22 protein-coding genes and 3 pseudogenes are annotated in these 25198 nt (G+C 57.8%); 10 read left to right on the top strand and 15 right to left on the bottom strand.

Annotated elements, in window-relative coordinates; translation table 11 throughout:
* Nucleotides 1-3 precede the first annotated feature (3 nt).
* Nucleotides 4-2346 (bottom strand): TonB-dependent receptor, encoded by a 2343-nt coding sequence (locus JCM25414_RS08825; RefSeq protein WP_035443005.1) that lies wholly within the window; start codon nt 2344-2346, stop codon nt 4-6.
* Nucleotides 2347-2893: 547 nt separating this feature from the next.
* Between JCM25414_RS08825 and JCM25414_RS26005 the strand changes: the two genes are divergently transcribed.
* Nucleotides 2894-3019 (top strand): hypothetical protein, encoded by a 126-nt coding sequence (locus tag JCM25414_RS26005; protein ID WP_277911173.1) that lies wholly within the window; start codon nt 2894-2896, stop codon nt 3017-3019.
* A gap of 18 nt (nt 3020-3037) precedes the next feature.
* On the opposite strand, the gene JCM25414_RS08815 is transcribed toward JCM25414_RS26005, so the two are convergent.
* The 7 genes and pseudogenes from JCM25414_RS08815 to JCM25414_RS26610 all read right to left on the bottom strand — a co-directional run.
* Entirely contained in the window at nt 3038-4225 is a 1188-nt protein-coding gene (locus JCM25414_RS08815; RefSeq protein WP_025841406.1) for an MFS transporter, read from the bottom strand.
* A 321-nt stretch (nt 4226-4546) separates the two neighbouring features.
* The gene (locus JCM25414_RS08810) at nt 4547-6685 is read right to left on the bottom strand and encodes a TonB-dependent receptor (RefSeq protein ID WP_025841405.1); all 2139 of its coding nucleotides are present in this window, start codon (nt 6683-6685) and stop codon (nt 4547-4549) included.
* 92 nt (nt 6686-6777) lie between these two features.
* Nucleotides 6778-7212 carry a DUF2946 domain-containing protein gene (locus JCM25414_RS08805; protein WP_025841404.1) on the bottom strand — a complete coding sequence of 145 codons (435 nt, stop codon included), beginning with the start codon at nt 7210-7212 and terminating at the stop codon, nt 6778-6780.
* 297 nt (nt 7213-7509) lie between these two features.
* Nucleotides 7510-7830, bottom strand: coding sequence for a Dyp-type peroxidase (locus JCM25414_RS26000; protein ID WP_277911172.1), 321 nt, complete (start codon nt 7828-7830; stop codon nt 7510-7512).
* Nucleotides 7740-7997 carry a hypothetical protein gene (locus JCM25414_RS25995; RefSeq protein ID WP_369346037.1) on the bottom strand — a complete coding sequence of 86 codons (258 nt, stop codon included), beginning with the start codon at nt 7995-7997 and terminating at the stop codon, nt 7740-7742. Before JCM25414_RS25995 ends, JCM25414_RS26000 begins: the two co-directional genes overlap by 91 nt.
* A complete protein-coding gene (locus JCM25414_RS26615) occupies nt 7910-8110 on the bottom strand; it encodes a hypothetical protein (RefSeq protein WP_369346039.1) in 201 nt (66 codons plus the stop codon). Before JCM25414_RS26615 ends, JCM25414_RS25995 begins: the two co-directional genes overlap by 88 nt.
* A 99-nt stretch (nt 8111-8209) precedes the next feature.
* Nucleotides 8210-8544, bottom strand: a pseudogene (locus JCM25414_RS26610) (Dyp-type peroxidase); the annotation flags it as partial.
* A gap of 53 nt (nt 8545-8597) precedes the next feature.
* Here JCM25414_RS26610 and JCM25414_RS25985 point away from each other — a divergent pair.
* Entirely contained in the window at nt 8598-8726 is a 129-nt protein-coding gene (locus JCM25414_RS25985) for a hypothetical protein (RefSeq protein ID WP_277911170.1), read from the top strand.
* Here the strand turns inward: JCM25414_RS25985 and JCM25414_RS24910 are convergent.
* Genes JCM25414_RS24910 through JCM25414_RS27025 form a run of 4 tightly spaced genes read right to left on the bottom strand, consistent with a single transcriptional unit; the run spans nt 8717 to nt 11008 of the window.
* Nucleotides 8717-8947 (bottom strand): hypothetical protein, encoded by a 231-nt coding sequence (locus JCM25414_RS24910; protein WP_242403459.1) that lies wholly within the window; start codon nt 8945-8947, stop codon nt 8717-8719. The genes JCM25414_RS25985 and JCM25414_RS24910 overlap by 10 nt on opposite strands.
* Nucleotides 8944-9870 carry a hypothetical protein gene (locus tag JCM25414_RS18635; protein WP_242403458.1) on the bottom strand — a complete coding sequence of 309 codons (927 nt, stop codon included), beginning with the start codon at nt 9868-9870 and terminating at the stop codon, nt 8944-8946. Before JCM25414_RS18635 ends, JCM25414_RS24910 begins: the two co-directional genes overlap by 4 nt.
* A gap of 8 nt (nt 9871-9878) precedes the next feature.
* Nucleotides 9879-10313 carry a carbohydrate porin gene (locus tag JCM25414_RS27030; protein ID WP_277911169.1) on the bottom strand — a complete coding sequence of 145 codons (435 nt, stop codon included), beginning with the start codon at nt 10311-10313 and terminating at the stop codon, nt 9879-9881.
* A complete protein-coding gene (locus JCM25414_RS27025) occupies nt 10313-11008 on the bottom strand; it encodes a carbohydrate porin (protein WP_408734883.1) in 696 nt (231 codons plus the stop codon). Before JCM25414_RS27025 ends, JCM25414_RS27030 begins: the two co-directional genes overlap by 1 nt.
* A gap of 916 nt (nt 11009-11924) precedes the next feature.
* Between JCM25414_RS27025 and JCM25414_RS24905 the strand changes: the two are divergent.
* From JCM25414_RS24905 to JCM25414_RS18620, 4 genes and pseudogenes are all read left to right on the top strand, one after another.
* Nucleotides 11925-12224, top strand: a pseudogene (locus JCM25414_RS24905) (TonB-dependent receptor plug domain-containing protein); the annotation flags it as partial.
* A gap of 247 nt (nt 12225-12471) precedes the next feature.
* The gene (locus JCM25414_RS23360) at nt 12472-12894 is read left to right on the top strand and encodes a hypothetical protein (protein ID WP_242403464.1); all 423 of its coding nucleotides are present in this window, start codon (nt 12472-12474) and stop codon (nt 12892-12894) included.
* Nucleotides 12891-14075: a TonB-dependent receptor gene (locus tag JCM25414_RS21700; protein WP_051535792.1), complete on the top strand. Its 1185-nt coding sequence runs from the start codon at nt 12891-12893 to the stop codon at nt 14073-14075. Before JCM25414_RS23360 ends, JCM25414_RS21700 begins: the two co-directional genes overlap by 4 nt.
* A 341-nt stretch (nt 14076-14416) precedes the next feature.
* Nucleotides 14417-16964: pseudogene (locus tag JCM25414_RS18620) on the top strand (TonB-dependent receptor plug domain-containing protein).
* Nucleotides 16965-17024: 60 nt separating this feature from the next.
* On the opposite strand, the gene JCM25414_RS22990 reads toward JCM25414_RS18620, so the two are convergent.
* Together JCM25414_RS22990 and JCM25414_RS22985 are read right to left on the bottom strand one after the other, a co-directional pair.
* Nucleotides 17025-18074 carry a hypothetical protein gene (locus tag JCM25414_RS22990; protein ID WP_148301013.1) on the bottom strand — a complete coding sequence of 350 codons (1050 nt, stop codon included), beginning with the start codon at nt 18072-18074 and terminating at the stop codon, nt 17025-17027.
* On the bottom strand, nt 18041-18796 hold the full coding sequence (locus tag JCM25414_RS22985) for a hypothetical protein (protein WP_148301012.1): 756 nt from the start codon (nt 18794-18796) through the stop codon (nt 18041-18043). The genes JCM25414_RS22990 and JCM25414_RS22985 overlap by 34 nt, the downstream gene beginning before the upstream one ends.
* Nucleotides 18797-19119: 323 nt before the next feature.
* Here JCM25414_RS22985 and JCM25414_RS08760 point away from each other — a divergent pair, with 323 nt between their 5' ends.
* Nucleotides 19120-20250, top strand: a complete 1131-nt coding sequence (locus JCM25414_RS08760; RefSeq protein ID WP_025841400.1) for a serine hydrolase domain-containing protein — start codon at nt 19120-19122, stop codon at nt 20248-20250.
* 47 nt (nt 20251-20297) lie between these two features.
* Here the strand turns inward: JCM25414_RS08760 and JCM25414_RS08755 are convergent, their stop codons facing one another.
* Nucleotides 20298-21077 carry an SDR family oxidoreductase gene (locus JCM25414_RS08755; RefSeq protein ID WP_277911167.1) on the bottom strand — a complete coding sequence of 260 codons (780 nt, stop codon included), beginning with the start codon at nt 21075-21077 and terminating at the stop codon, nt 20298-20300.
* 522 nt (nt 21078-21599) lie between these two features.
* Between JCM25414_RS08755 and JCM25414_RS08750 the strand changes: the two genes are divergently transcribed.
* Genes JCM25414_RS08750 through eat form a run of 3 tightly spaced genes read left to right on the top strand, consistent with a single transcriptional unit; the run spans nt 21600 to nt 25146 of the window.
* A complete protein-coding gene (locus JCM25414_RS08750) occupies nt 21600-22991 on the top strand; it encodes an ethanolamine ammonia-lyase subunit EutB (RefSeq protein ID WP_025841398.1) in 1392 nt (463 codons plus the stop codon).
* Nucleotides 22988-23806, top strand: coding sequence for an ethanolamine ammonia-lyase subunit EutC (eutC, locus tag JCM25414_RS08745; protein WP_025841397.1), 819 nt, complete (start codon nt 22988-22990; stop codon nt 23804-23806). The genes JCM25414_RS08750 and eutC overlap by 4 nt, the downstream gene beginning before the upstream one ends.
* Nucleotides 23803-25146, top strand: coding sequence for an ethanolamine permease (gene eat, locus JCM25414_RS08740; RefSeq protein WP_025841396.1), 1344 nt, complete (start codon nt 23803-23805; stop codon nt 25144-25146). The genes eutC and eat overlap by 4 nt, the downstream gene beginning before the upstream one ends.
* Nucleotides 25147-25198 lie beyond the last annotated feature (52 nt).

Here is a 25198-nt window from a genome sequence, read left to right as displayed (position 1 = left end):
TCCTCAGAAGTTGGTTCCGAGACTGATGACCATCTGACGGGGGGCCGAACGCTGCATGGTCTGATAATCTCCTGAGAAGGGCGCCCCATCGACATTCAGATTGCCGATCATCTTGCTGTTCATCAGATTATAGACATCGAACCGGGCAGTGATAGGAGGCACGGCCCCATGACGCTCGAATTTCCATGACGCATAAGCAGTCATGTTCCAGTAATTCGGCCCCATGATATCATTGGTGTAGGAAAAAGGCCGGTTGAGGTAGACGATATTCGTCGCCCCGATTTCCAGACGCGACACATGCAGTAGCGCGCTTGTCTGCAGGCTCAGTTCAGGATAGCCCGGCTGCGCCTTGCCTCTCAGGCCGAATGTCTCACCATCGATGGTGAGATCGCCGCCATAGCGGAAACGACTGACCGACAGAGACTGGCGTAGCGTGAAATGCTCCCCCACGGGCAAGCTCGCCGCAAGATCGCCCCCCCATATATGCGATGCCCTCACAATGCCTACGGTATTGACCGGGCTGTGCAGCGTGCCGACAGAGGCCGATACGAGGCGGTTTTCTATCTGACTGAAATAGGCATCCCATGAGAGAGACAGCCAGTGGCGGCGGATATGACCGCCCAATGTGACAGTTGTGTCGCGTTCGGGTGCGATGCGACCAAGTGCCTCGTCGAAACTTGCCTGATCGGAAGCGGACCAGATGGAGGCCGAATAACCGATATTGCCTCTTGGCGAGAGACGATAGGCGCTCTGCGTCTGTGCTGCATCGATGAACAGGTCGTCATGAGCATTATAGCGCCAGAGAGCGGAGAGATGGGGCAAAAACCCCGCCTGTGACCGTAGACGACCCCGTGGGGCATCATCTGCTCCCGTACCCCCTCCGTCGGAGACAAAATTGACCGCCTTGAACCCTGCGCCCAATGTCAACGCGTCCGTGAGTTTCCAGTCGTCATGCAGAAAGATCTGTTGCGATCTCGTCCGCCAGGTCGAGAGATTGGCCATCTGAAAGGCTGGCCCGTAAACCGTGAAAGGGCCGATGGCTTTCAGAGGCGCACCTGTTCCTAACAAGGGCTCGTTATACCAAGCCTGGTGGGCGTCAGAATAGGCGGCCTCCTGCCAGATACCAGCCGATAATGTGTGGCGCGCGATCCGATAATTCAGTTCGAAAGACCCGCCGAACCGCCTCACACCCGAATGCCAGACCTGCTCGGAAAATGGCGCGCCCGTCTCTGAAGGGGTTGTGGGGTCGGACACGCTCGCATCGGTATAGGTCGTCGCGCCATAGAAGACCGCCTTGCCGCTAAGCCTGGGTGTAATACGGAATTCATGGGCAAGCGACCCGATAAGATCGCGTGAGACCTGACCGCTATCATAAGGTGTCAGCGCCGCGCGCTCCGCACAGGTATAGGCACCACACATCTCGTTGGCGTTTTGGGGAAGCGCCGCGTGATAAGCCGCCCCATAATTGGGATAACTGTAATCCGAGCCACGCCAGCCCAGCCGATCAAGCATCTCATGCGACACATCGTTGTAGCCCCAGATCCGGGCACTGGATGCAGAGAAAAATGCATTGAGCGAGCCCCAGCTCAGATCCTGTGTCGCCTTGATATTGCCTCGTACCATGTACTGGCTGCCCGCACCCTGATACTTGTCTTTACTGATACGCTGGAAGCCGGCCATCACCTTGGGGCCATTGGTGCCGATCTGACCGGATTGTCCCACCAGGGTGGTAACAAGCGTGTTGTTGCTGCCTACCCCCTGATTGACGGACAGGGAGTGTTTCCGGCTTGGCGCCAGCAGCGTATATCTGATTTCGCCGCCATTATTGCTGTTTGAGAACAGGCTCTCTCGCGCCGTGCCTGGTGACACGTAAATCGAGCCGATCGTGTCAGGAACGCTGATATTGAGAACATTCGTGCCATTCAGCGTGCCGAAACTGGTCTCATTGAGCGGGATATTCTCGAACGATATTCCGAGCTCGTTCATGTGAAAACCGCGCAGAAAGAGGCTGGCGTCTGATTCATCGAGGCCATAGGAATCCGAGGCGGTATAGGACACACCAGGCACCTGAGAAAGAAACGCGAGCGGGTTGGACCCGCTCAGGACGCCACGCCAGTCTGAAGGAGTCAGGAGCGATCCGTTCGCCCGCATCGTGCGATGCGCCTCTCTGTCGACCTGAATCGTCTCAACAGCGGCAGGTAGTGCTTTTTGCGTTACCTTGGCGCGCCCTGTCACTTCACGCTGGGTCTGCGATGAAGGCTGCGTCGACTTGACCTTACCGTGTACGGCGCCTGCCGAGGCGGCCGACGCTGTACTCGATAAAGCCGCGCACAAAATCAGGATCAATCCCGAAGGCCATGCGGAGAACCCATTCGAATAAGAAAAAGGGACGGTGATATGGTACCGCGTCGAATGATTTGAGTGAAATTGCATGCCGAGGCCCTCCTGTGCGGAGGGTCGTAATAGACACAGCAAAACCCTGCCATATTCTCTTTGGTACTTATGAGTATACTTTCGTATATATCATGTTTTCCGACCTCTCATTACTGTCGTCATAAGCACTCTTATCAGCGGAGAATCATGCGCAAGTTCGGAAAGGCGCTCCCTTTCGGGAAAATCACAAACTGATGTTCTAAATAAACAAACTTTGGTTACTTATACAAGTTATATAGTTATCTATTTTTGATCTATATCAATTTTGTTTTTCTGTGCAATTTATTAACTTTATAAGTATTGACGATCGGTACAGCCAGGTGCATCGTCACGGTGTCGCGTGAACCGGCTCTTTCTCGAGGGCCTTGAAGAGCCAGAGCAAAGCCGGTTCGCCGACAGATCCTAAGGAAAAGGAGATCGCACAATGAGATGGTGGGGTCAGATACACGAACATTATGCCATGACAGACATGCAGTCCCTCGCGCTCAGTATCGCTGCGACTGTGGTCATTGTCTCTTTTGCGAGCCTGAGCATCAGGGCAATGAAGAAACGGCGCCTTCACGTTACGCATCTGAAGCAACTCTGAAAACGCTCTCTGGTCCGATCAGCCGATCAGGGGGCGCAGCCCCCTGACGAAAGCCGCGAGGCCGATAAGCAAGAGAGCGACAGCCATGAGGGGCAGGCTCGCTATGGAGACATGGGTCAGAGCCAATCCCCCCAAAAGACCACCGAAAGAAACGGCCAGATTCCACGCCGTTGTTGCCATGGCCTGCGCCGTGTCGACCGAAGAGCCGCTGACATGCGCCATGGCGCTCTGCGTCAACGCAGCGAATCCCCCTGTCGTCAGCCCCCAGAAAATGATCGCGACACAGACCGGGACGGCATGAGTAAGTGCCAAGCCAAGAATGAGGCTCGCACCCGCGAAAAGGACGATACTCGCCGAAATCAGTGACGCCATACGACGGTCAATCAACAGGCCATTAGCGAACAGCCCTACCACTGAAGCGGCACCGAATAGCAGCAGAAGCGCGTCAATTCGCCCGCTCAGGCCCGACGGGGCGAGAAGCGGCTCGATATAGACGTAGAGCAGGCTGTGGGCGGAGACAAAGCTGAAAATGACCGTCAGATTGGCCATCACGCCAGGCAGGTGGATGGTTTTCAGAATACTGAAGCTGACCTCGCTTTGGCTGCCTGCAGCATCGGGCAGCACGAAAGCCGACCAGACGAGCAATATCGCTGAAAACCCGCCCAGAGCGGCAAACGCCCCACGCCAGCCGATCATCTGTCCCAGAAAAGCGCTTAATGGTGCTCCCAGCACGAGCGCCAGCGTTACGCCAGAGCCTGCAAGAGCAATGGCTCGCCCCCTTTGCCCCTCAGGTGCAAGGCGCGTTGCATAGCCAGCAAACATGGCCCAGATCAGCCCGCCGCAGCATCCGGCAATAAAGCGGATGCACAGCGAGAGGGGGAAGTTGCTTGCAAACGCGTTGGCAAAATTCACCAGAGCAAAACCTGCCAGCCCTGCAAGCAGCAGTTTCTTGCGGGCCATGCGATGGGTTAAGGCTGTCGAGGGCAGCGCCGCAGACAACGCTCCCAACGCAAAGGCGGTAATGAACTGCCCACCAACAGCCTGGGGCACCTGCAATCCGCTCGAAATGGCCGACAACAATCCGGCAGGCATGATTTCGGTCAACAAGGTGACAAATGCCGCCATGGCCAGAAGGATCATGGCGTGAAGAGGCATGCGCTGCTCGGTTGTCACCACGTGCTCCTGTTCGACCGGCATCGCTGACATCGTCTTCCCTCGCGTTGGGCAGCCCTTCATGCCTGCACGCGGTAGAAACCTCTCTGTCACGGGTAAATGACAGAGGCTGCACCGGGAGAAGAACGACCTGTTTCAATCCTAAAAGCCGATCCTTTCTCCAAATAAAGACAGGATCGGTTCAGATTGGGGCGATAACCGATCACGCGTCGATAGCCAACCCGGATAACCAAAAATGTTGACCGAAAGGCCAGAAATCCGTCCAGCCTACCGGGTCAGACGCTTATCCCTCGTCCCGCCCGAGACGCAAGACCGATGCGACCCGATCGGAGGCCCATCGGTCGCCAGTCCACGTCAGAAAGCGGCCGTCAGGCTGAGATTGAACGAGCGACCCAACCCGGCCAACGGCCCCAGGGCGCCTGTCTGCTTGTAGTCGCCGAGTGAGAGCCCGCCGAGAGGCAGGTAGTATTTCTGGTTCGTCACATTCTCGATGCTGCCATCAAGCGTGAACTTGCGCCAGCGATAGCTTGCCCCGAGGCCGAGCAAAGCGTAGCCGGGGGTTCGGGGCTCATTGCGCAGCCAGTCTACGGTCGATTTCTTTTTTACGAGCGTCACATCGACCCGACCGGTAAGGTTCTGCCAGGTCTCACGTAGACCGACCGTACCGTTGACCGGCATCTGATGATAGAGACCGGAATGCGTCACAAAATCCTGCCCGCGTACCCAGCTAAACGTGCTGACGATCTTGCCCTGACCGAAACGCGCCGTATCCCACAAGCGATACTGGCCTGAGCCATTCAATCCGTAGCTCTGTGCATTGTGATTGACGAATTGTAACATCGACAGACCATTGCTTAGCGAGCCGATGCGCATGACGTTGATGTAACCTTCGGTGTAGGTATAAAAAGGCTGGAGCTTGACGTTCCATCCCTCCCCCTTCGGATCGTGCCAGGTAATAGTCACGCTGGCCGTATTCGCAATTTCCGGGCGCAGATTCAGATTGCCGACATAGCCGTTGCCATCGCCGAACCAGCCGATCATGCGCATGGCCATAGCGCCCCGCCCCCATGCATAGCGTTCGTACAGGTTGGGAGACCTTGTCTTACGGGCATAGCCGCCTTCGATCATCAGGCTGTCGAACGCATGCCATCGCCCGGTCGCCGTGACGTCGAAATTGGTATCCGTGCGTCCACGAGATGACGCGTTGAAGCGTCTGGCCGCCATGATATCGGCCATCTGCATCATCCCCATCCAGGAATAGGGAGCGACCTTGCCTGTGTTCATCATGATCAGATCGTTGCGCAGACCAAGCTGCGTCGAGAAGCGGCGCGTCCATTGCGCGTTCCACTCGATATAATGACCCAGCCGGTCGCGATGACCGTTATTGATGTTATGGAACGTGTTCGGTCCCATCATCATGCTACCGGCAAGTGGCGGCCACCAGTCATTCAGCCCGTTATGGTCAAAGCCGCTGCCAATCTTGATGTTGTGACGCGTCGAGAGCGGTATGGTCAGGTCGATCGCATACCCCGCCGTCCGGGCATCGGTATTCATCGGCATGCCGGTGGTGGCACTATGGCCACCTTTGTCGTTCATCATGTTCATCACATGATCGGTGCGCTGCCAGAAACCGCGCACATCGAGTGTCGCCCAGTTGAATTCGCCACGATACTTGCCATTGACGAACGTCGAGCGGTTATTCGTCATATCCATATACTGGTTGGGAAATCCCTCATAAGGAATGTCCTGCTGACCGAAGGTCAGCGCCAGAAGATGATTGTCTTTCTTCAACCCCGCCGTCACCGCGTGGTTGAAAGAAAGATAACTGGTGGAGCGCACCTGACGCCCATCCCCTCCCGTATGGTAATTGCTGGCATGGGCATAAGAGCCGGTGTAGCGAATGCTGAACATGTCATTGGCAATTGTGACTGTGCCCGAAGCGCCCGAGCCGCCGCCATTGCTGCGATAATCGCCTCTGACATGTCCGGTCACGAGAATTTTCCCGCTCTTCGCAAAAAGCGGATCGCGACGCTCGACCTTGACCGTGCCGCCCGTGCTGTCGCCACCGATACTGACGGGTGTGACGCCCGCAATGGCTTCGGCTGTCGAAACGCTGTCGGGATCGATATACGACATCGCAGGATTCATGTGATTGGGGCACGCCGAAGCGATACGCATGCCATCCACAATGGTCGCCACACGATCATCGGCCATGCCATTCAAGACGGGAAGCGCCGACACGCCGCCCGCCGAATACATGCTGTAGCCCAAAGATCCTTTAAGCAGGGCCGCCGTATCGGCAGAATGGATGGCCGTGCGGCGTATACCTTCGACCTGAAGATATTCCACCTTGCTGTCTTCCTCGGATGAGGGAGCCGGTTTCGTGTCGGTCGCCGCTCGGGCGTCGAAGGCGATGCTGAGGGCAAAAACTGAGGTGCATCCGAGCGCGAGACGCGCGTGACGGAGCGACCTGCCTGAACGGGGCAAAGTCATGACAACTATTTCCTGATCGAAAACGAGACCAGCCGCTGACGCCCTTCGCCCGCTTGATGCGAAATCGTGAGGTCAGCGGCACTTGCGTGCGATCAGGTCAGTGGGGGCGCCTGGGCGGGAGGCATAACCCATCTCAGTTCCGGCGGCGCACGGCTCGGCGGCAAGAAGACGCATTGGCTAAGCTTGAGACTACGGGCGAAAGCTACCAGCAGCGCCACGGCAAGAATGAAAAACCCGAGCTGCAAAAGCGGACAAAGAGCACAGGCTGCATCGTGGTGATGGCCGGGCTTGTGGCTCCGGGGCTGGGCAGGCATGATCATGCCCGCCCCGTCGCAATCGGCCATGTTTTCGGCCATGCTCATCGACGCCATACCCGGCGAGGCGATATCGACGCCAATCAGGCGCTCGATTTCAGAACGCGGTGTTTCTTCAGGTCGTGCAAGGCTCTGAAGCATAAGCGAAGCGAGGAAAGCCAGAAGAACAGGAACAGCCACGGCAAGACGAGAGAATGTCCTGCCTTGGCTCATATTCCGTCTGTATGGCGTCGCCGCGTAAATCGCCCCGTCCCTTCACATGTCCGGTTCTGTTGGCAGTGGGTTACAACCTGAAACAGGAGACGTCCAGAGAGATAAAACAGGACCCAAATACTCCCGCTTCGTTCCGATGACAAAACCGACATCTTCGGGGCTTACCTATATTCATTCGATAATGGAAACATATTACCGCCGAGCCTAGGCTCCATACTTCCGGCAAGGACAGGCGGCGAGCGCAGCCCCCTCGCAAGGCGCAGCGCTTCGCTCTCATCGAGCCCTGGAAGCTGGACCTCAGGCTTCCATCAGGGTCTGACCGATATAGCCGCCCTGTTTTCGCCCCGGACAGGCGAAAAGCCCGCCTCCAATATGAGTGGTGTACTGGTTCATCATATCGAATTTCGACATCTTCTCGAAAATCTTCACAAACCCCGTCCTTGGATCCTGCTGCCAGCTCATGAACAAGAGTCCGGCATCCATCTCCATCCCCTGACGCCAGGGCGGCCAGCGCTCTGCTGTAAAACTCAGTCCATTATCGTAGGAATAGGCCCGCCGCAAAATCTGTGCGCCGCCATTTTCCTCAGGGGCCGCAAGGCGCGCATGAGAATTCTGCACCGTGATCGGATTACCATCACGATCCTTCTGCGTGAGAGTGAGCGGCTCGAATTCATCATGCCGCCAATAGGCGCGCCACTCAGTTTTTCGCGTCCCATCGTCTCCTCCTGGAAGCCGACAGGCGTGCGGTCCCAATGTTCGAGCGCGATGCGGATGATGCGTGACACGAGGTAGCTACCGCCCTGCATCCAGGCAGATCGGATTGCGCCGCCCAGATGTAGCGATCGGCTGCTGCCGGATTTTTCGTATCCGGGTTGATCGTCCCATCCTTGAAACCCATCAGGTTTCTCGGGGTCTTGCCCTTGCCGAAGCTCGGCAGGAACCCGGCCTGGGCCCAACGCGGATTGGCAATATTATAGGCCAGTCTTGTGAAGGCCCGCGAGGCATGAAGCGTGGTCTGAGGGTCATTGGCACAGCATTGCACGCACAGATCGCCACCCGAACGCGCATCGACAAGCTGATCGCCGGTAAAGCGCGGCAGATCGGCCATTGCGGCGGTCCGATGGGCGTTCAGTCCGAAACGGTCCTTGCCGTCCTTGATGAAAAGGCTTGGACCAAAGCCGATCGTGATGGTGAGATCACGATCTTTCAGCCCAGCAATCTCGCCTGAATCGACCAGACCCTCGACAGATTTCCCGGCCATCAGGCGTCTGCCGCCTCGGTCCATTTCCTGAGCAATGACGCCAGTTCTTCACGCCTCGTCGTGGTTGCCACGTCGAAGGTGATGAAATAGGCGAAAGGCTGCTGCGGGGTCAGAATGCCGGCTGATGGATGACAGCCGCCCCAGCACCAAAAGCCTGTTCGGCGAGAGGCGCAACGGTGCTCATTGCGACGGAGCTGGCAAGAAAGCCGCGCCTGCCGAGGCGAAAAGATTTTTCCGTATCGGTCATGGCTGACTCACATTCAACGTGTTCATGTCGTCTTCGACATAATAGAAGCTCTTGCCTTCGGGGGTCATGGCGAGACCGAACAGATCGCCGTTTCCCGGTGGTTGCTGTGCCTGATCCGCATCGATCCATTGGGCATAGATCTGCTTCCCGGCAGCCGGATCGATCTCGACCACCTGACCGTTTCGACCATTGGCGACGAGCAGGTGGTGACCCGGCACCCAGATCATGCGAGAGGCCAGTTCAGAAGCCCCCCCTTGGTGATGACCCTGCCAACCGCATCATTCTGCCGTGTGACCGGCTCCGTACGTGTCAGCGCGTGATCGATGGCCGTCACCTCGTCGTCGTAGCCATCGGTCACGAAAAGCGTGCCATCGTCATCGAGAGCCAGTCCCGTAGGGCCGAACAAGAAGTTGTCACGGTCGGCACGCGCCGAAAACCCGCTGGCAATGACGGTCTGTTTGTCGAGCACGGGGGGGCTGCCATCCGGGATGCTGAGTTCGAGACGCAGCACCGTCGCCTTGTGCAGGATCGGCGGATAATGCGTTTGCGGGTCGACCACGTTGGGTCCCGGCAGATCGAAACCTGTCATGGAAATGAACAGAGTTGCCTTATCGCCCTGATCGACACTCGCAATATCGCCCCATGGTGCGTTGATGAATGGCCCTTTCCAGGTGGTGATATATTTGCCGTTTGCGTCGAGCACGATGAGGCACCCATCGCCCTTGGTCGTGGTGGTACCATCCTTACTGGGGGCGCTGCCGACGATGATCCAGCCCTTTTTCAGAATGGTCAGGGCCGTTGTCAGCCCCACCCCACCCGGACAGGCCGCAAGATTACTCGGCAGATTGGCAAAGAGACGCGCATTGCCTGAAACAGGCGAGTAGGCAACGATCGTCGTGCCCGTGCCTTGGAGATTGCTGATATTGTTGAAGTTCGTGACCAGAACCTCATCCTTTTTCAGCACACCCATATCATGCGGCACGATAACCACGGCGTAAGGGTTAAGATCGCCATTGCCGGGGCTGGTCGATGCCAGGGTCGTGTGCCGATGCAGCGTTTCGAGAAATCCCTTTGGATCGGCCTTTGCGGGGAGGGCCGCAGCCACGAGCGTGAGCGCGGTGCAGGCGGCAATCGAAAATCTAGAAAACATGAATACTCTCACAGAGCGATATTGGTTCTGAAACCGAAAACGAGCTCATCGCGCAGGCGTCGGTCAGGATGGGAGGGGTTGGGAATGCCGCCACCGGGGTTGAAGATGTATTGGAAGTCGGGCTGCCACTGCATCCAGCCTGTGAACTGGTACTGATAGGTCAACTCGACATAGGTCTCGCCACCCTGTGCAGGCGAATAAGCGTCCGAATAGCGTCTGACAGCACGATCGTAATTTGCCAGCGCACCACTGACGTGGGTATAGCCCATGCCAATACCGAACACGTCGTCGGTGCGATAAGGCAACGGGTCATTGAACGTCAGGCCAAAATTGAGGCTGAAATCGATCGGCACGCGATCGGATTGCGGAGCCCCCATGGCGCGACCGAAAATGCTGATCGTCCGGTTCGGGTCGGTATGACTGCGCCAGATCATCTGATCCATCACCGCATAGAAGCTGAAGGCGCACGATGGGTGCGGGCCGTGCCATTGCTGTCGGGCGAGGCCAGAGGCACGCCCGTATTATCCCAGAACTGGTCGGCAAAGGGCTCGGAATCGTACCAGCCACCGATGCGATAGACATGGGAAAGCGGCTGAACCTCGTCGGGTGAGACCATTGCGCCCAGCGCCGGGTAGACATATTGCAACTCGGCTATAGCCAGAACACCCCGATTGAGCGGGAAGGTTGTGCCGGAAGGATTGGTTATCTGCGGGTCGCCGTCGCGATTCTTCGTAGGGCTGCCGCTATAGACGCCCCCGAGCAGGTAGAGCGGCGTCGCCAGCCAGTATTTGCCGCGCACACCGAGGGCAGAAAGCGGATAGGCCGGGCCGCCGCCGGGCATGTCGGCAGAAGGCACCATCGGCCAGCCGAACATCGTATTGGCAAAGACAAGAGCATTGCTGCTGACCATATATTCCTGATCGAGACTCTGCTGACCGATCTTGATATCGAGCTTCTGCTGATCGAGGAATTTCTGATCGTACCACAACTCCCACAAGCGTGTTGAGCGGTCGGCTTCGATGCCGCTCACTGTCTGCAGGGCCATCAGATTATCGGCGCTGAAATTGCGTCCGTGAATCTGCTCCATACTGACGTTGAACGTGCCGCCATACAAACCGACGGCACGCTGCGTATCGATCTGGAGTACGGCAACGGTCAGACCATTATAACCCGCCCCGCGATGACTACCGCCTGTCGGGTTACCGAAACTTCAGAAGTTTCCTGAATGGCAAGGACGGCGCCGTATTTTCCGAGCTCGGAACGAAGGCCCCACATATTGCCCAGAAGATTAGACGTTCGGCGCCAATTGGAGAGAAAGCCGAAAACGCCGGCGGATTCATCATCGCTCGCTCCCGCGGCATTGCCGAGATTGACTGGAGGCGGAACGGCTTGCGCCGAGAGCGGCACAGACAAGCAGTCAAACCGAGACAGGTGGCTAACATCCTCGTCCTTTGGGCCTGGGCCTTCAGGCGTCCCCGTGGTCGGAAATTACTCATTTTTTGCTCTGATTTGATGATAGTAAGAATCGTTCTCACTATTACCAGCAAATTTTTGACACGAAATGTTAATAACGATTAATAAACGAAAATGTGTTCTATACTGTATTTATACCACTATTTTATGAGATTTGTTTGTTGGTATCCAACTTTCCGATAGGGTTACATAAATTCGACTCGAAATACGTCAATAGAAATTAAGATTTCCCAATGCAGATTGGGTAGGACGAGCGACGGCGACCGCTACAAGATTTGTTATAATGTATCAATTTACACGTAATGACAGACTCCCTATCCCTGCTCAGTCTGCCCTGCTGATCCGGACTTTTTGGTTTGTCGAAATACGCTCTCCTCTTCGCTTCTCCGCTCCTCTGTGTCCTATGCACCGAGCCCGACTGCGCTCGCGCCGACAGCCGTGCCGAAACCAGTCGCATCGAGAACAAGGAGAAAACGCCGGTCACAACTCGCGCTGCGCCAACAAGGCGCGAGGTCGTGACAGTGCATCGCCATCGTGCCAATGCCGACGGCACGACCGGCAGATCCATCGGCGGGGGACTTATGCCGAGCCAGTCAGCACCACGATCGCAAAGTGGCGTAAATCGCGATTTCATTGCCAGACAATCGCCGACCCTTTCGCCGGTCGCCATGATCGCGGATCTGCCCGGCGTAATCTATTCGGGAAACGATCCGCTCGGTACGAATGACGAGCAGCAGGGACTATCAGTACGTGGCCTCGACCAGACCGAAATCGGCTATCTGTTTGAAAACGTCCCCGCAGCCCCACCGCTTTTTCTGGTGCCCTACGCCTCGGCAACCGCAGATAACGAAAACATCGCCTCGATCACGCTGGCGCAGGGCGCTGCGGAGACAGCGTCACCGCTCTATAATGCGGTGGGAGGCGAGATGTCGGTCAGGATGCGCAAACCATCGGATGAACGAGGCGGCTTCATAGGCGGATCCTGGGGGTCGTACAATCTCAATCGCGAGTTTCTGCGCCTGGAGAGCGGGCGTTGGCAATACAGGGATGAAGGGCTTCGCCTCGTTTTCTTATCGCGGTGCCGATCAGTGGCGCGGAGCGGGCACTTCGCGACGCTTTCACACGGATATGCGTCTGTTCAAAGAATGGGGTCAGAAGAGCTCGGCCTCGCTGATTTTCTCGTTCAATCGCGACCGGGGCTACTACCTGCTTCCCCCGACGCTCGCTCAATGGCAGCGCCTCGGCACAAACGCCAATTATGCCAGTGAGTATGTGCCGGGCGACAGCAGCTATTATAAATATCAGGAGAACGCCCGCGCGCAGAGTTTTCTCTCAGCCCCGGTCTCACTCCATCTCGATCGTCATCTGACCCTCGATCTCACACCCTACTTTATTTATGTCTGGGGCTATGACAGCTACGGTACGATTTTGAGCCGCACCGGTAGCTATAACGGCAACAGACCGGCGGGCGCGTTGCAGGTTCCCGCAGGCCTCGGCAACAGCTTTGCCTCGGTCGCGACGACACTTATCACCAGTCTCATCCCGGCTTGAACAGCGCGCTGCATTTTGAGACCGGGGCGAACCGCCTCTCTCTCGGCTACTGGTATTCCTATTACGATTTCTCCAGCCTGTCGCGTTATGTGCTTCCTGATACGCAAGGTGGCGTTTCTAACCAGTGGGGCGCCTTCCCCATACTTACCGCAGCCGGAACACCGCTGTCCTCGTATGACGCACGACTTCTACAACAGATCAATGCGATCTCCGTGACCGACCGGCTCCATCTTCTGGACCGGAAACTCACCCTCTCCGCGGGGCTGCGTATGGTGCTGGTCTCTCGCTCGGTGACCAATCTTCTGCCTGGGGCGCGGTTCCGCAACGGGGCCAGCTATGCCTCTCCCCTGCCCCAGTTTTCCGCGTCCTATAAACTGACGCCTCATGATCAGATCTATATCAACGGCACCACGGGATTTCGCGCGCCTTCCGGCATTTCCAGCTATCAGGACCGCTTCAGCATCTCCACCGGCCGACAAACGCGCATTGCCTCATCGGACACCAAACCAGAATACTCCATCGGCGAGGAGCTCGGTTTCCGGCATCAGGGAATGGTTACGCTCTCTCTGACGCTCTTCAACTACAATTTCACCAATCGTCAGGTCGCCACCACGACTGTCCTGAACGGTGTCATGACCAGTGAGTCGATCAATGGTGGCGGGCAAACGGCACGCGGCGCGCAATTCGAGCTTGGCCTGCGCCCCTGGCACGGGTTCAGCCCCTATCTTTCGGGACAATATATCCACGCGACGATCGATAATAACATCCAGTCAGGCGCCGATTATCTGCCAACGAAGGGCAAGCGGCCTGTGCGCACGCCGACGCTCTCGGGCTCGCTCGGCCTCTCTTATGATAACGGTCGGTTTTTCGGCCTGTTCGATGGTCACTATGTCGGTCCCACCTACGCGACCTTCATGAATGATGAGCGCATACCCGGTTTCGCAACGGCCAATCTTTCGCTCGGCTATCGCCTTCAGAAAACCACCAGACTCAAAACGCCGCAGATCCAGCTCAACCTGATCAATCTCGGTCGTTCCGGCTATCTCTCAGGGGTTAACGGCGTCTCGCTCAATCGCAACGCGACGCAGGGTGTCTTCGGTACCACAATTGCGGGCAAGGCGCCAACCTATTTTGTTGGCGGCGGTTTTGCCGGCGTGGTGTCGCTTTCTTCCGGTTTCTGAACGACAGCCGCGCGAAGCCTGGCCGGGCAAATATGACAGAATATTGCCAAATCAAATCAGTGCTTCTAATCGCGTAAATCTTATTTTATCGTTTCCGTAGTGCAACGGTCGAAAGCGGAGGTGACAAAGGCGGTCCCCGCTCGGCCCACAGGGTGCATTTGTGCAGCATCCATATCCAGCCACAACTCCGCTTTCTGTCGCCGCGGGTCAGACCCCGGCCCAAGAAGCATATCCGTTACTATATCGTTTCGATATCAGATCGTTCCGGAAAAGATTTTCAAGGGGTTTCAATGAGACGACGTGCCTCCCTGCTTACCGCCTCGCTTGGCGTTCTGAGCGCCATGGCCTGCATGCCCGATGCGCGCGCCGAAACTCTCTCCACGCACGGCAGCGCAAGCAAATCACGCGTCACACCTGTGCAGAAAGCGCCGCGAAAAGCGGCCCATCGCGCCAAGGTAATCTCTGGCGAAGAGTCGGTCATCGTGACTGGCACCCATGCCGTCAATCGCAAAGCGCGAGACAGCACGAGCCCCGTGACGGTCATTTCAGCCGCCGAACTCGCACGGTCTGGCCAGCTTAATCTGACCGACGCCCTCACCCGCGTCTATCCGGCCATCAATATCCAGACTCGTGGCAGCGATACAGGGGCGCTTACGGCGTCAATCCGCATGCGCGGCCTGAACCCCAACCAGGTGCTGGTTCTCGTAGACGGTAAAAGACGCCATGTGACCGGCAACGTAGTACAAAACCCGGGGCCGCAATTCGGCTCAACTCCGGTCGATCTCAACATGATACCGGCCAACGCCATCGACCATATCGAGGTACTGGAAGACGGTGCTGCGGCGATGTATGGCTCCGACGCTATCGCTGGCGTCGTGAATGTTATCACCAAAAAGCAGGATCATGGTCTGAATATGAGCGCCCAGACGGGCGCCAATGCCTATGCGGGTAGCGGCTGGAACTATCAGCTCAACGCCGATGGCGGCATGAAGCTCGGTCGCGACGGCTATTTGCACCTGAGCGGTCAGATCTATCACACGGATCATTCTTCACGAATACCGAAGACCACCGCCTGCTACCCTACGCGCCGCCCGGCGCCAATCTGAGCGGTTATTACGGCATCCTCCCTGGCGCCATCAAGGTGCCGTACAACTCGAACAAAATCACAAGCACGCCAGAAGAAACCCGCGAGAATCTGGGGATCGATTTTGGCAAGAAAGTAACCGAGACCATCGATTTTTATGGTCTGATCACCTACGGCCATCGTCACGCCGAAGCCATCCAGAACTATCGCGTGCCGAGTATCGCCCCTTCTCTCTATCCGTTGGGCTTCTCTCCTATCGAGACGATCGAAGAAAACGATTATCAGGCCAATCTTGGCGTCAAAGGCAGCCATCTTTTCGGTTTCGACTGGGACCTTAGCACGCTTTATGGTGCCGATGAGGAAGACATCATCACCAAGAATACGGCCAATACCGGCATGCTGGGCGCGTCGTGCCAGACCACAGATCGGAGCAAGGCCTATTTCTCGTCGCAGGGCTGCGGCTATTCGCCGACCAGCGCGCGCGCGCAGACCTATCGCAACGCGATGTGGACCAATAATCTCGATATTCGCCGCAACTTCAGGATTGCTGATGCTGTCCCCATGACACTTGCCTTCGGCGGTCAGCATCGGCTCGAGATGTACGATATCGTCGCTGGCGAAGCCCCTGCCTATGAGGCTGGCGGCACACAGGGCTATGCGGGTGCTGCCCCGCAAAATGCAGGAAGCTGGAGCCGTAATATCTGGGCGGCTTATATCGATGACGATTTCCACCCCCTGCCGAAGCTCGATGTCGATCTCGCAGGGCGGTTCGAACATTACACCGACTCAGGCAATACCGAAAACGGCAAAGTCTCGGCACGTTACGACTTCACCAGGCGCATCGCCGTGCGCGCCACCATCAGCAACGGTTTTCGCGCCCCGACCCTGGCCGAGCAGCACTACAGCGCACTCAGCGTTGGCCCGACCTCGCGTCCGGACTGTTACCCGTCGCGTCGGAAGCCGCTAAAACGCTCGGTGCAAGCGCGCTCAAACCCGAGCGGTCGACAAGCGCCAGTGGCGGCGTCGTGCTTGAGCCGCTGCCGAATTTTCATGTCGAAGCCGATGTCTATCAGATCAATCTGAGAGACCGTATCGTGCAGGGCGGCTCGGTAGTCGGCGCTCAGGCCATCACGGCCATCGAGCAAATGGGCTATACGCTCCCCGGTGGGGCGACGTTATCCAACCCCACGGGATTTTCGGCTTATTACTTCTCCAATGGTGCCAGTACGCGCACTCAGGGCATAGATATCAAGGCAGATTACCGTCTGCGCTTGCATCGCTTCGGCAATCTTCTGCTTTCGATGGGGCTGAACATCAACCGGACGCGTCTGACGCATAACGGGCTTTCGGCGACCGGTAACCCGCTTCTGAACGCGCAGACCATTTCCTATCTCACCAGCGAGTCACCGCGCAGCAAGATCGTGCTGAACGCCTATTATACGATCGGCAATTGGGACGTTAATCTGCGCCAGACCCGCTATGGCGAGACGGTGGGCATGTTGACCTATCAGGACTGGACCCCGGCGAGCGCAATTTGCCCTCTGAACGGTCGAGCGCTGCGCGGTTCGAATACCTGCTTTGCCCAATTCAAGAACACGCCGCGCTGGCTGACCGATCTTGAAGTCGGTTATCGCTTCGGCGAGCACTGGCATGTCGCTGTGGGCGCGAACAACATCTTCAATATCCGGCCTCGCAAGGTACCTGCCAATCTCGCAAACTATGGTGTCGGGATCTATGACAGCGCTTCGGCTCAGGTGCCGATGAATGGCGGTTATTATTTCGGACGTGTGAACGCCAATTTCTGACGCTTACGCTCCCATGCATAAAAAAAGGCCAGAGGCGTAAACCTCTGGCCCTTTTCTCTTTCAGACGAAGCCGATCTTACTGGAACGGCAGGTAACGCAGCGACAGGAACACCATATTGTCGTTGGTGTGCGGGGTTCCCCCCACGCCGCTGAACGAGGAAACATAGGTGTAGGAGTATTGGGCGCCGACGCGCAGCGTGCCGTAGTCGCCGTGCAGATAGGTCCACCAGAAACCAGCCGTGCCCTGAACCACACGATTGATGCTGGTCTGACACGCGCTGGAAGCACCGCCTTCGATATCGCAGCCACCAACGCTGTAAAGCGGGTTGCCATAACCGTAATGCTTGCCGCCAACGTCGAAATAGGAACGCGAACGCAGCATTTCCACACCGCCATAGGCGTAGAGCTGAAGCGCTTGGTGGCGTTACCATAAAGCCCGACGAGCACGTTCGCCGCAGGCATGGGCTTGACCTGCCCCTTCTGATCGATCGTGACATCAGGAATATTCGAAGTGCCGTAACGGCCGATACCCGTACCGACGAGCCCCGATGCCTGGAAGAAGATCTTGTGCGACTTCTCGACTGGCAGAATAAGTCCGCCACCACCGCCACCAGCAACCTTGGTGCTGCTCTGGCCTGTGCCTGTGTAGGATACGCGGCTATGCGCAAAGCGCAGCAGTCCGGTCAGCTCGTAGTGACCCCAACCCGGATCGGCTGCAAGCTTGCCAATGATGTCCGGAGCAATATCGGTCGAATAATTGGTGGACGGGTTGTTCACGTTCACACCAGCATTCTGGTACGTGCCCGAAGTCGCACCGGCAGGCAGGTACTGACCGCCTGAGCCGACCGCGATGACCTGCTGCGGGTTTTCGACGGAGACGCCAACATTGTAACGCCCGTGATCGAAGCCCTTTACCAGGCGGATCTGGGTGTTACGCGTCCAGTTGAAACCCGGGATGTACTGGGCATCGATCGAGAGCGGCACCTGTTCGTCACGGGCACGCATGCCGTGGTTGAACATGGTCAGAAGCGACCAGTTCTGCCCACCCAGAAGGGTCAGCTCGTCAGCATCGTCGATCAGCTGACCATAGAAAACGCGTTCACGAAGCACATAGGAATTCGACTGGCGGGAATTAGATGATGAACCCGAGCCTGAAAATCGGTCTCGATATAGGCCTGGGCACGGAGGTTCTTGGTGATATCGCCTTCGACGAGCGCAGCCAGTCGGCTCTGTCGCGCTGATTCATGGAACTCGTTGATATGATAGTTCGGGCTGTTCGCGAACGGAATGGAACCGAAATTCGAGGAGATGTCAGAAACGTTGTTGCGCGACCTGAACATCGTGGCGGCTTCGACATAGCCACCCAGGGTGATGCGCACGCCACCGATCTGGATCTGACCACGATGGAGCGGGCCGTAGAGATCGGTCACGCGACCGGTCGGGGTGCCGGTCAGCTGGCCATAAGGCGTGGCCGCATTGACGGGCGGCAGAAGCACATTGCTGTTCGGCCCCGGTGCGGAGGCTGTGGCGAAGCCAGCACCTGCGGCCGCGTTGCCCGAACCATGAGCCGGGGCGCCACGATAGCCGTTGCGGGTGCCGTAGGGGTCATTCTCTTCAGACTGGCGTTGCTGGGCCAACTGATCATGAATGCGCTTCATCTCGCGCTGATGCTCGCGCTTCATGTCAGCAAGCTGCGACTGCATGGCCTTGATCTGCTTCTCCATCAGACTCATCTGATCGAGGCTAGCGGCGTGCACCGGGGTCGCCATGGCGAGCGACGCCAGCGAGACCGATGCCAGCAGCAAGCGACAGGCACGGGGGAATGAGGTCATGTCAGTATCATCTTCCGATGCTGCGGTGGGTATGAGCTTCCCTTACTGATTGCCTCTCGTCACTGCCTGCGAAGCTTTGATGACTCTCATGTGACAGATATATGACAACATAAACAACAGACTGTTTTCGAACGTTTTTTCTCTAATGCTATTTTTCAGTTTATGGCTTCTATCCTACAAAGTGTGGCTGGTTGTGGTTTCGGCGACACAGATCGGCCGATGTCGTTTCGTACCCATATTGTGAATAAACCGATCTGATATCGTTCACCGATCGGCAATGAGTCAGACGCCGAAAGAAGAGGCGTTCAAGAGGGGGCCCAACCATGAAGCGACGACATTTTGCGTTGGGTGTGGGCGCCAGTGTCCTGCCCATGAGCGGCTGTGCCGCGTCGCCCTTCGCCAGCGTTGATCGGATGGTGGCGCAGGCGGTGGAGGACGGTCAGATACCGGGGGCTATTCTCGTCATCGGGCATCGCAACATCGTGGTGCATCGCTCGGTCACCGGTCACCGCGCCCTCGCACCAGAAAAGGAAAAACTGTCGCTCGACACCGTGTTCGACATGGCGTCGCTCACCAAGCCACTCATCACCGCGCTCTGCCTTATGCAATTGATAGAGGCGGGCCAACTCGCTCTCGATACGCCTGTCAGCGCGCTGCTTCCCGATTTCGCTGCGAACGGTAAAGGTGACATCACCCTTCGTCTCCTGCTGACCCACTATACAGGATTACCGCCCGACCTTCCCCTTTCAGAGCCATGGCACGGTCGGGAGGAGGCCCTTCGGCTTGCCTGCGCTTCCCCGCTTATTGCGCGACCGGGCTCAAAGTTTATCTACAGCGACATCAATTTCATCGTGCTCGGCATGATCGTCGAGATCGCCAGTGGCAACAATCTGGACAATCAGGCGGGGCGCTACGTTCTCGCGCCGCTTTCCATGACCCATAGCGACTTCCTGCCTGACCCGGCGCAACAAATGATGATCGCGCCGACGCAGTATCAGCCGGATGGGACGATGCTGCGCGGGGTCGTCCACGACCCGACGGCGAGACGGATGGGCGGGGTCGCTGGTCATGCTGGTCTTTTCGCCCGTGAAGACGATCTCGTACGCTATGTTACGGCCCTCATTGCGCGTAGATCGGGGCAGGCTAGCCCGTTTCCCCTGTCCAGAGCGGGCGTTATGATGATGACAACACCGCAGCAGCCCGCTGGGATGCATGATCTGCGCGGGCTGGGTTGGGATATCGACACACATTATTCATCGCTGCGTGGCGCAGGCTTTCCTTTGGGGTCGTTCGGCCATACGGGCTTTACCGGGCCATCGCTCTGGATCGCACCCGAAAGCGGAAGCTTCGTGCTAATTCTCACGAACCGCGTTCATCCCAATGGCGGGGTTAGCCTCGTGTCGTTAAGACGGGCTGTCTCGACTGAAGTGGCGCGCATTCTACTTACGAGGTGAAGGATCGGATCGGGCAACACCATGGCGCCGCCCGATCCGTTACGCATTCAAAGGATCGTATAGCCACCATCAATCAGAAGATCGGCGCCGTTGATCATCGCAGCCCCGGACGAGGCCAGAAAGACTGCCGCAGTCGCGATCTCTTCAGGAAGGGCAAAGCGACCTGTCGGGATACGCCGCACAGCCGCCTCGCCTTTCTCGCCGGCCCAGGCCTTCTTGCCCAGCTCTGTGAGCACGATGGTCGGTGAGAGGGTATTGACGGTAATGCCGTATTTCCCCCACTCGGCAGCAAATGTCTTGGACATGCCGATCACGCCGAATTTCGAGGCGCAATACGCAACATGCTCCTCGATCGCGACCGTCCCGGCCTGGGAAGCGAGATTGATGATGCGTCCCCCCTTACCCGCCTTGATCATGGCCTGACCCACGCTCTGCGTCACAAGGAAACTGCCTTTGAGATTGATCGCAATCGTCTTGTCCCAGTAATCGAGGGGAAGCGTCTCTGCAGGGGCGAGAAACACGACGCCGGCGCAATTGACGAGAATGCCGATCCTGCCGAACGCCGCGACTACATCCGCGACCATTTTACGCACCGACTCAGAGCTGGAAACGTCGCAGGAAAAAGGCTTCGCAGCCTCGCCCAGCTCAGAAGCCTTGGCGGCAGCATTGTCCTGATTGACATCGACAACAGCGACTTTGGCCCCTTTGCGCACATAGGCGGCTGCAATCGCTGCACCGATGCCGGAAGCCCCGCCTGTCACGAGCGCGATCTTGCCCTTGAGGCTGAAATCGAGATCGATATCGGCAGCCGAAAAACTCATCTCCATGATCACACTCCCTGTGATAAATCACAGCTTTCGTATGACATTTGTGGCAGTCGTGTAAGCGTCCTTCTCCCCGCCTCACGCGGAGTTCAGCCACCTCAGGCGTTAGTGATCGACCCACCGCCCGGTCGAAAAGCCGAAAGGTCAGACCCCAGACTATGAAATCGGTATTGGGCCAAGCGAGCGCCGTTTTCCGCGAGACGGTTTACTCACCAGGCTCAGGACACATAAGCGGAACATGACGGCTGCGGCGAAAAGGAGGAATGAACCACTATTGCCGTCCTGTACCTTGCACTCTGCATTCCGACACGATCTTGGCATAACGCCGATCTCACCGTTGCAGCGTGTCGCCGCACCCTGCAAGCGACGATTTGCGCCCATCGGGCACATGCTGCTGGAGAGGGCGTGGCACCAGGGAACATATTGCCGCGATATGCTTGACAAAGCCCCCTGTGGAACCCGTTATTATTTTCGGTTTCAGATCATTTACCGGTTATCATTCTGTCATTCGGAGGAAGAGTCGATTTGAGTTACTCTGCCACTCTCTCCGGTCAGCGTTTTGTCTTTCGCGACCTTCGTCACCTGATGGCCAGCGCATCGCCTTTACGGTCAGGCGATGCGCTGGCCGGGCTGGCAGCCCGGTCAGCCACCGAAAGAGTGGCGGCCCGCCTCGCCCTGGCCGATCTGCCACTCACGCATTTCCTGTCGGAGACGCTCGTACCTTATGAGCTTGATGACGTCACTAGGCTGATTATCGACACGCATGATCGGGAGGCTTTTGCCCCGGTTGCCTCGATGACGGTGGGCGCGTTTCGTGACTGGCTATTGTCTCACGAAGCCGACACGGCGCGACTTGCGGCCATCGCGCCGGGCGTCACACCGGAAATGGCCGCAGCCGTCAGCAAGATCATGCGCAATCAGGACCTGATCGCCGTGGCACGCAAGATCGAGATCATCACACGCTTTCGTAACACGATAGGTCAAAAAGGCGTGCTCGCATCACGCCTGCAACCCAATCACCCCACCGACGATCTGAAAGGGATCGCCCTCTCCACGCTCGACGGGCTGCTCTATGGCTGCGGCGACGCAGTAATCGGCGTGAACCCGGCCAGCGACAATGTGGAGAACGGCCTCGCTCTGCTCGACATGCTCGACACGATCTGTCAGACCTATGACATCCCGACGCAGAGCTGCGTTCTCACCCATGTGACGAACACGCTGGAAATCATCAACCGAGGCGGTGCGGTCGATCTCGTCTTCCAGTCGATTGCAGGTACCCAGAAAGCGAATGAGGGGTTCGGCGTGACGCTCGACCTCCTGCATGAGGCACATGAGGCCGCCAGAGGGCTCAACCGTGGTACACTGGGCGACAACCTCATGTATTTCGAGACCGGACAGGGCGCAGCCCTCTCCGCAGGGGCCCATCACGGGATCGACCAGCAGACCGTCGAAGCGCGGGCCTATGCCGTCGCACGGGCTTTCAATCCGCTTCTTGTCAATACAGTCGTCGGGTTTATCGGGCCCGAATATCTCTATGACGGCAAGCAGATAACGAGAGCCGGGCTGGAAGATCATTTCTGCGCCAAGCTGATGGGCGTGCCTATGGGCTGTGACGTATGCTACACCAACCATGCCGAAGCGGATCAGGACGACATGGACGCTCTGATGCTGTTGCTCGGCACGGCAGGCGTGACATTCCTGATTGGCGTGCCCGGCGCCGATGATGTCATGCTGAATTATCAGAGCCTCGCTTTCAGCGACATCCTGACCACGCGCGGCCTTCTCGGCCTCCGCCCCACCCCTGAATTTGCAGTATGGCTCGAAAAAATGGGGCTCTATGACAGCGCCACTACCCGCGCACTCACGCCGCCTCTGCGCGAGACGACCTTGTCGCGTATGATCGGTTTCGACGCATGAGCGAGCTGCCGGAAAACCCGGGAAACACTGCCGCTGTACAGGATCCATGGCAAAAATTGCGCGATCTCACTCGCGCCCGGATCGGGCTCGGTCGCACCGGCGATGCACAGACCACCCGCGATGTTCTTGGATTCCAGGCCGCTCATGCCATGGCGCGCGACGCCGTGCACAAGCCGCTCGATCTCGATCGTCTGTCGCGCGCCCTTGCACCTGCCACGCCTTTCATCGTTTCGAGTGCCGCCACCGATCGCACAATCTATCTCAGCCGCCCCGATCTCGGGCGAAGCCTTGCGCCGGAATCCCGGGCGCGATTGCCTCGGGGCGATTGGGATCTCGCTTTTGTGCTTGCGGATGGGCTTTCTGCACAGGCCGTAACGCAACAGGGGCCACCGCTTTTTCATGCCTGTCGTCAGGCGCTGCCGACATGGCGCATCGCCCCGCCAGTTGTCGCCCAGCAGGGACGCGTTGCGATTGGTGATGATATCGCCGGGGCGCTCGGCGCGCGCATGGTTGCGGTCCTGATCGGCGAGAGACCTGGTCTGAGCGTGCCGGACAGCATGGGGGTCTATCTGACCTATCATCCCGCACCGGGTTGCCCCGATTCACGGCGCAACTGCCTCTCGAATATCCACGCGCACGGCCTGGGTATCGACGAGGCCTGCGCCAAGCTTGTCTGGCTCATGCGCGAAGCACAGAAGCTGAAACTGACCGGAGTAGGCCTCAAGGAGCGGGCCCCCGGCCTCGCCGCTCTGGGCAATCCCGACACACCGCCCGCGACCGTTGCTGCGCCGCTGAAGGAAGAAGACACAAGATGAGCCAGCCTCCCCCGCAACTTGAAAAGAAGCTCGGCGCCTTTCACCTCTGGGGTATCGCTGTTGGTCTGGTCATCTCCGGGGAATATTTTGGCTGGAGCTATGGCTGGGCTACTGCCGGCACACTCGGTTTTCTAGGGGCGACCTGCCTCGTCGCCCTGATGTATACGGCCTTCATTTTCAGCTTTACCGAACTCACCTGCGCCATCCCCCACGCTGGCGGTCCCTTTGCCTATGCCCAACGCGCTCTCGGACGTGTTGGGGGTATTGTGACCGGCCTTGCCACGCTGGTGGAGTTCATTTTTGCCCCACCCGCCATCGCACTGGCCATCGGCGCGTATCTCAATGTGCAATTTCCGGGTCTGCCGCCAAAGCTCGCCGCGACGGGGGCCTATCTCGCGTTCATGACACTCAATATCGTCGGCGTGCATGTGGCGGCGACATTCGAACTTTTCATCACCATGGCTGCCATTGTCGAGTTGCTCGTATTCATGGCCGTTGTCGCGCCCTCCTTCTCATGGGCGCATTTCACTCATCAGGGATGGGGGGCTGCACCGCATTTTAGCTGGGAGGCTATGGGAGGCCTGTTTGCCGCCATACCCTTCGCCATCTGGTTCTTTCTCGCCATCGAAGGCGTGGCCATGGCAGCCGAAGAAGCCCGCAACCCCAGGCGCTCGATACCGATCGCCTATTGTGCGGGTGTGATCACACTGGTGGCACTCGCTTTCGGGGTCATGATTTTCGCAGGGGGGTCTGGCGACTGGACGAGTCTGGCCAACCTCAACGACCCGCTGCCAGAAGCCATGAAGCGCGTTGTAGGACAGCACAGCCCCTGGCTGTCGATGCTGGTCTGGCTCGGTCTTTTCGGGCTGATCGCCTCGCTGCATGGCATCATCATGGGGTTTGCGCGGCAGATCTTCGCCTTGGCCCGAGCCGATATCCTGCCCCGCTCCCTGGGCAAGCTTCATAGCCGGTTTCACACGCCCCACAGGGCCACGATCGCAGGCAGTGCCATCGGCATTATCGCCATCTACGCCGATAGCATCGTTTCCATCCATGGGCAGTCCTTGACGGCGGTACTGGTGACCCTCTCGGTTTTTGGAGCCTTGACCATGTATGGCGCGAGCATGATCAGCCTGTTCGTCCTGCGCAGACGCGAGCCTGACCTGGAACGCAGTTACAAGGCGCCGCTCTATCCGGTTCTGCCCGTCATAGCACTCATCGGCGCAGCGATCAGCTTCGTTGCTGTAACGTATTATAATTTTATACTGTTTGTAGTGTACGCAATCGCGCTCTTATCGGTGACAGCTTTTCTGATGATAAGACAAAGCGTCACAGAATAAAGTGTTAACCACTCCATTTCGTCGGCGTCATTCTGACGCGCACGGCTTTCCA

Origin of the sequence: Asaia platycodi JCM 25414, assembly GCF_000614545.1 — a bacterium.
In the GTDB taxonomy this organism is placed as follows: domain Bacteria; phylum Pseudomonadota; class Alphaproteobacteria; order Acetobacterales; family Acetobacteraceae; genus Asaia; species Asaia platycodi.
This window is presented reverse-complemented; position numbering and strand designations above follow the sequence as displayed.

Coding starts and splice junctions, on each gene's coding strand:
- JCM25414_RS26005 (WP_277911173.1), top strand. CDS start 2,894: ATGACAGACATGCAGTCCCTCGCGCTCAGTATCGCTGCGACTGTGGTC.
- JCM25414_RS08815 (WP_025841406.1), bottom strand. CDS start 4,225: ATGTCAGCGATGCCGGTCGAACAGGAGCACGTGGTGACAACCGAGCAG.
- JCM25414_RS08810 (WP_025841405.1), bottom strand. CDS start 6,685: ATGACTTTGCCCCGTTCAGGCAGGTCGCTCCGTCACGCGCGTCTCGCG.
- JCM25414_RS08805 (WP_025841404.1), bottom strand. CDS start 7,212: ATGAGCCAAGGCAGGACATTCTCTCGTCTTGCCGTGGCTGTTCCTGTT.
- JCM25414_RS26615 (WP_369346039.1), bottom strand. CDS start 8,110: ATGGGTTTCAAGGATGGGACGATCAACCCGGATACGAAAAATCCGGCA.
- JCM25414_RS25985 (WP_277911170.1), top strand. CDS start 8,598: ATGGATGACAGCCGCCCCAGCACCAAAAGCCTGTTCGGCGAGAGGCGC.
- JCM25414_RS24910 (WP_242403459.1), bottom strand. CDS start 8,947: ATGATCTGGGTGCCGGGTCACCACCTGCTCGTCGCCAATGGTCGAAAC.
- JCM25414_RS18635 (WP_242403458.1), bottom strand. CDS start 9,870: ATGTTTTCTAGATTTTCGATTGCCGCCTGCACCGCGCTCACGCTCGTG.
- JCM25414_RS27030 (WP_277911169.1), bottom strand. CDS start 10,313: ATGGATCAGATGATCTGGCGCAGTCATACCGACCCGAACCGGACGATC.
- JCM25414_RS23360 (WP_242403464.1), top strand. CDS start 12,472: ATGCGTCTGTTCAAAGAATGGGGTCAGAAGAGCTCGGCCTCGCTGATT.
- JCM25414_RS22985 (WP_148301012.1), bottom strand. CDS start 18,796: ATGACCTCATTCCCCCGTGCCTGTCGCTTGCTGCTGGCATCGGTCTCG.
- JCM25414_RS08760 (WP_025841400.1), top strand. CDS start 19,120: ATGAAGCGACGACATTTTGCGTTGGGTGTGGGCGCCAGTGTCCTGCCC.
- JCM25414_RS08755 (WP_277911167.1), bottom strand. CDS start 21,077: ATGGAGATGAGTTTTTCGGCTGCCGATATCGATCTCGATTTCAGCCTC.
- eutC (WP_025841397.1), top strand. CDS start 22,988: ATGAGCGAGCTGCCGGAAAACCCGGGAAACACTGCCGCTGTACAGGAT.
- eat (WP_025841396.1), top strand. CDS start 23,803: ATGAGCCAGCCTCCCCCGCAACTTGAAAAGAAGCTCGGCGCCTTTCAC.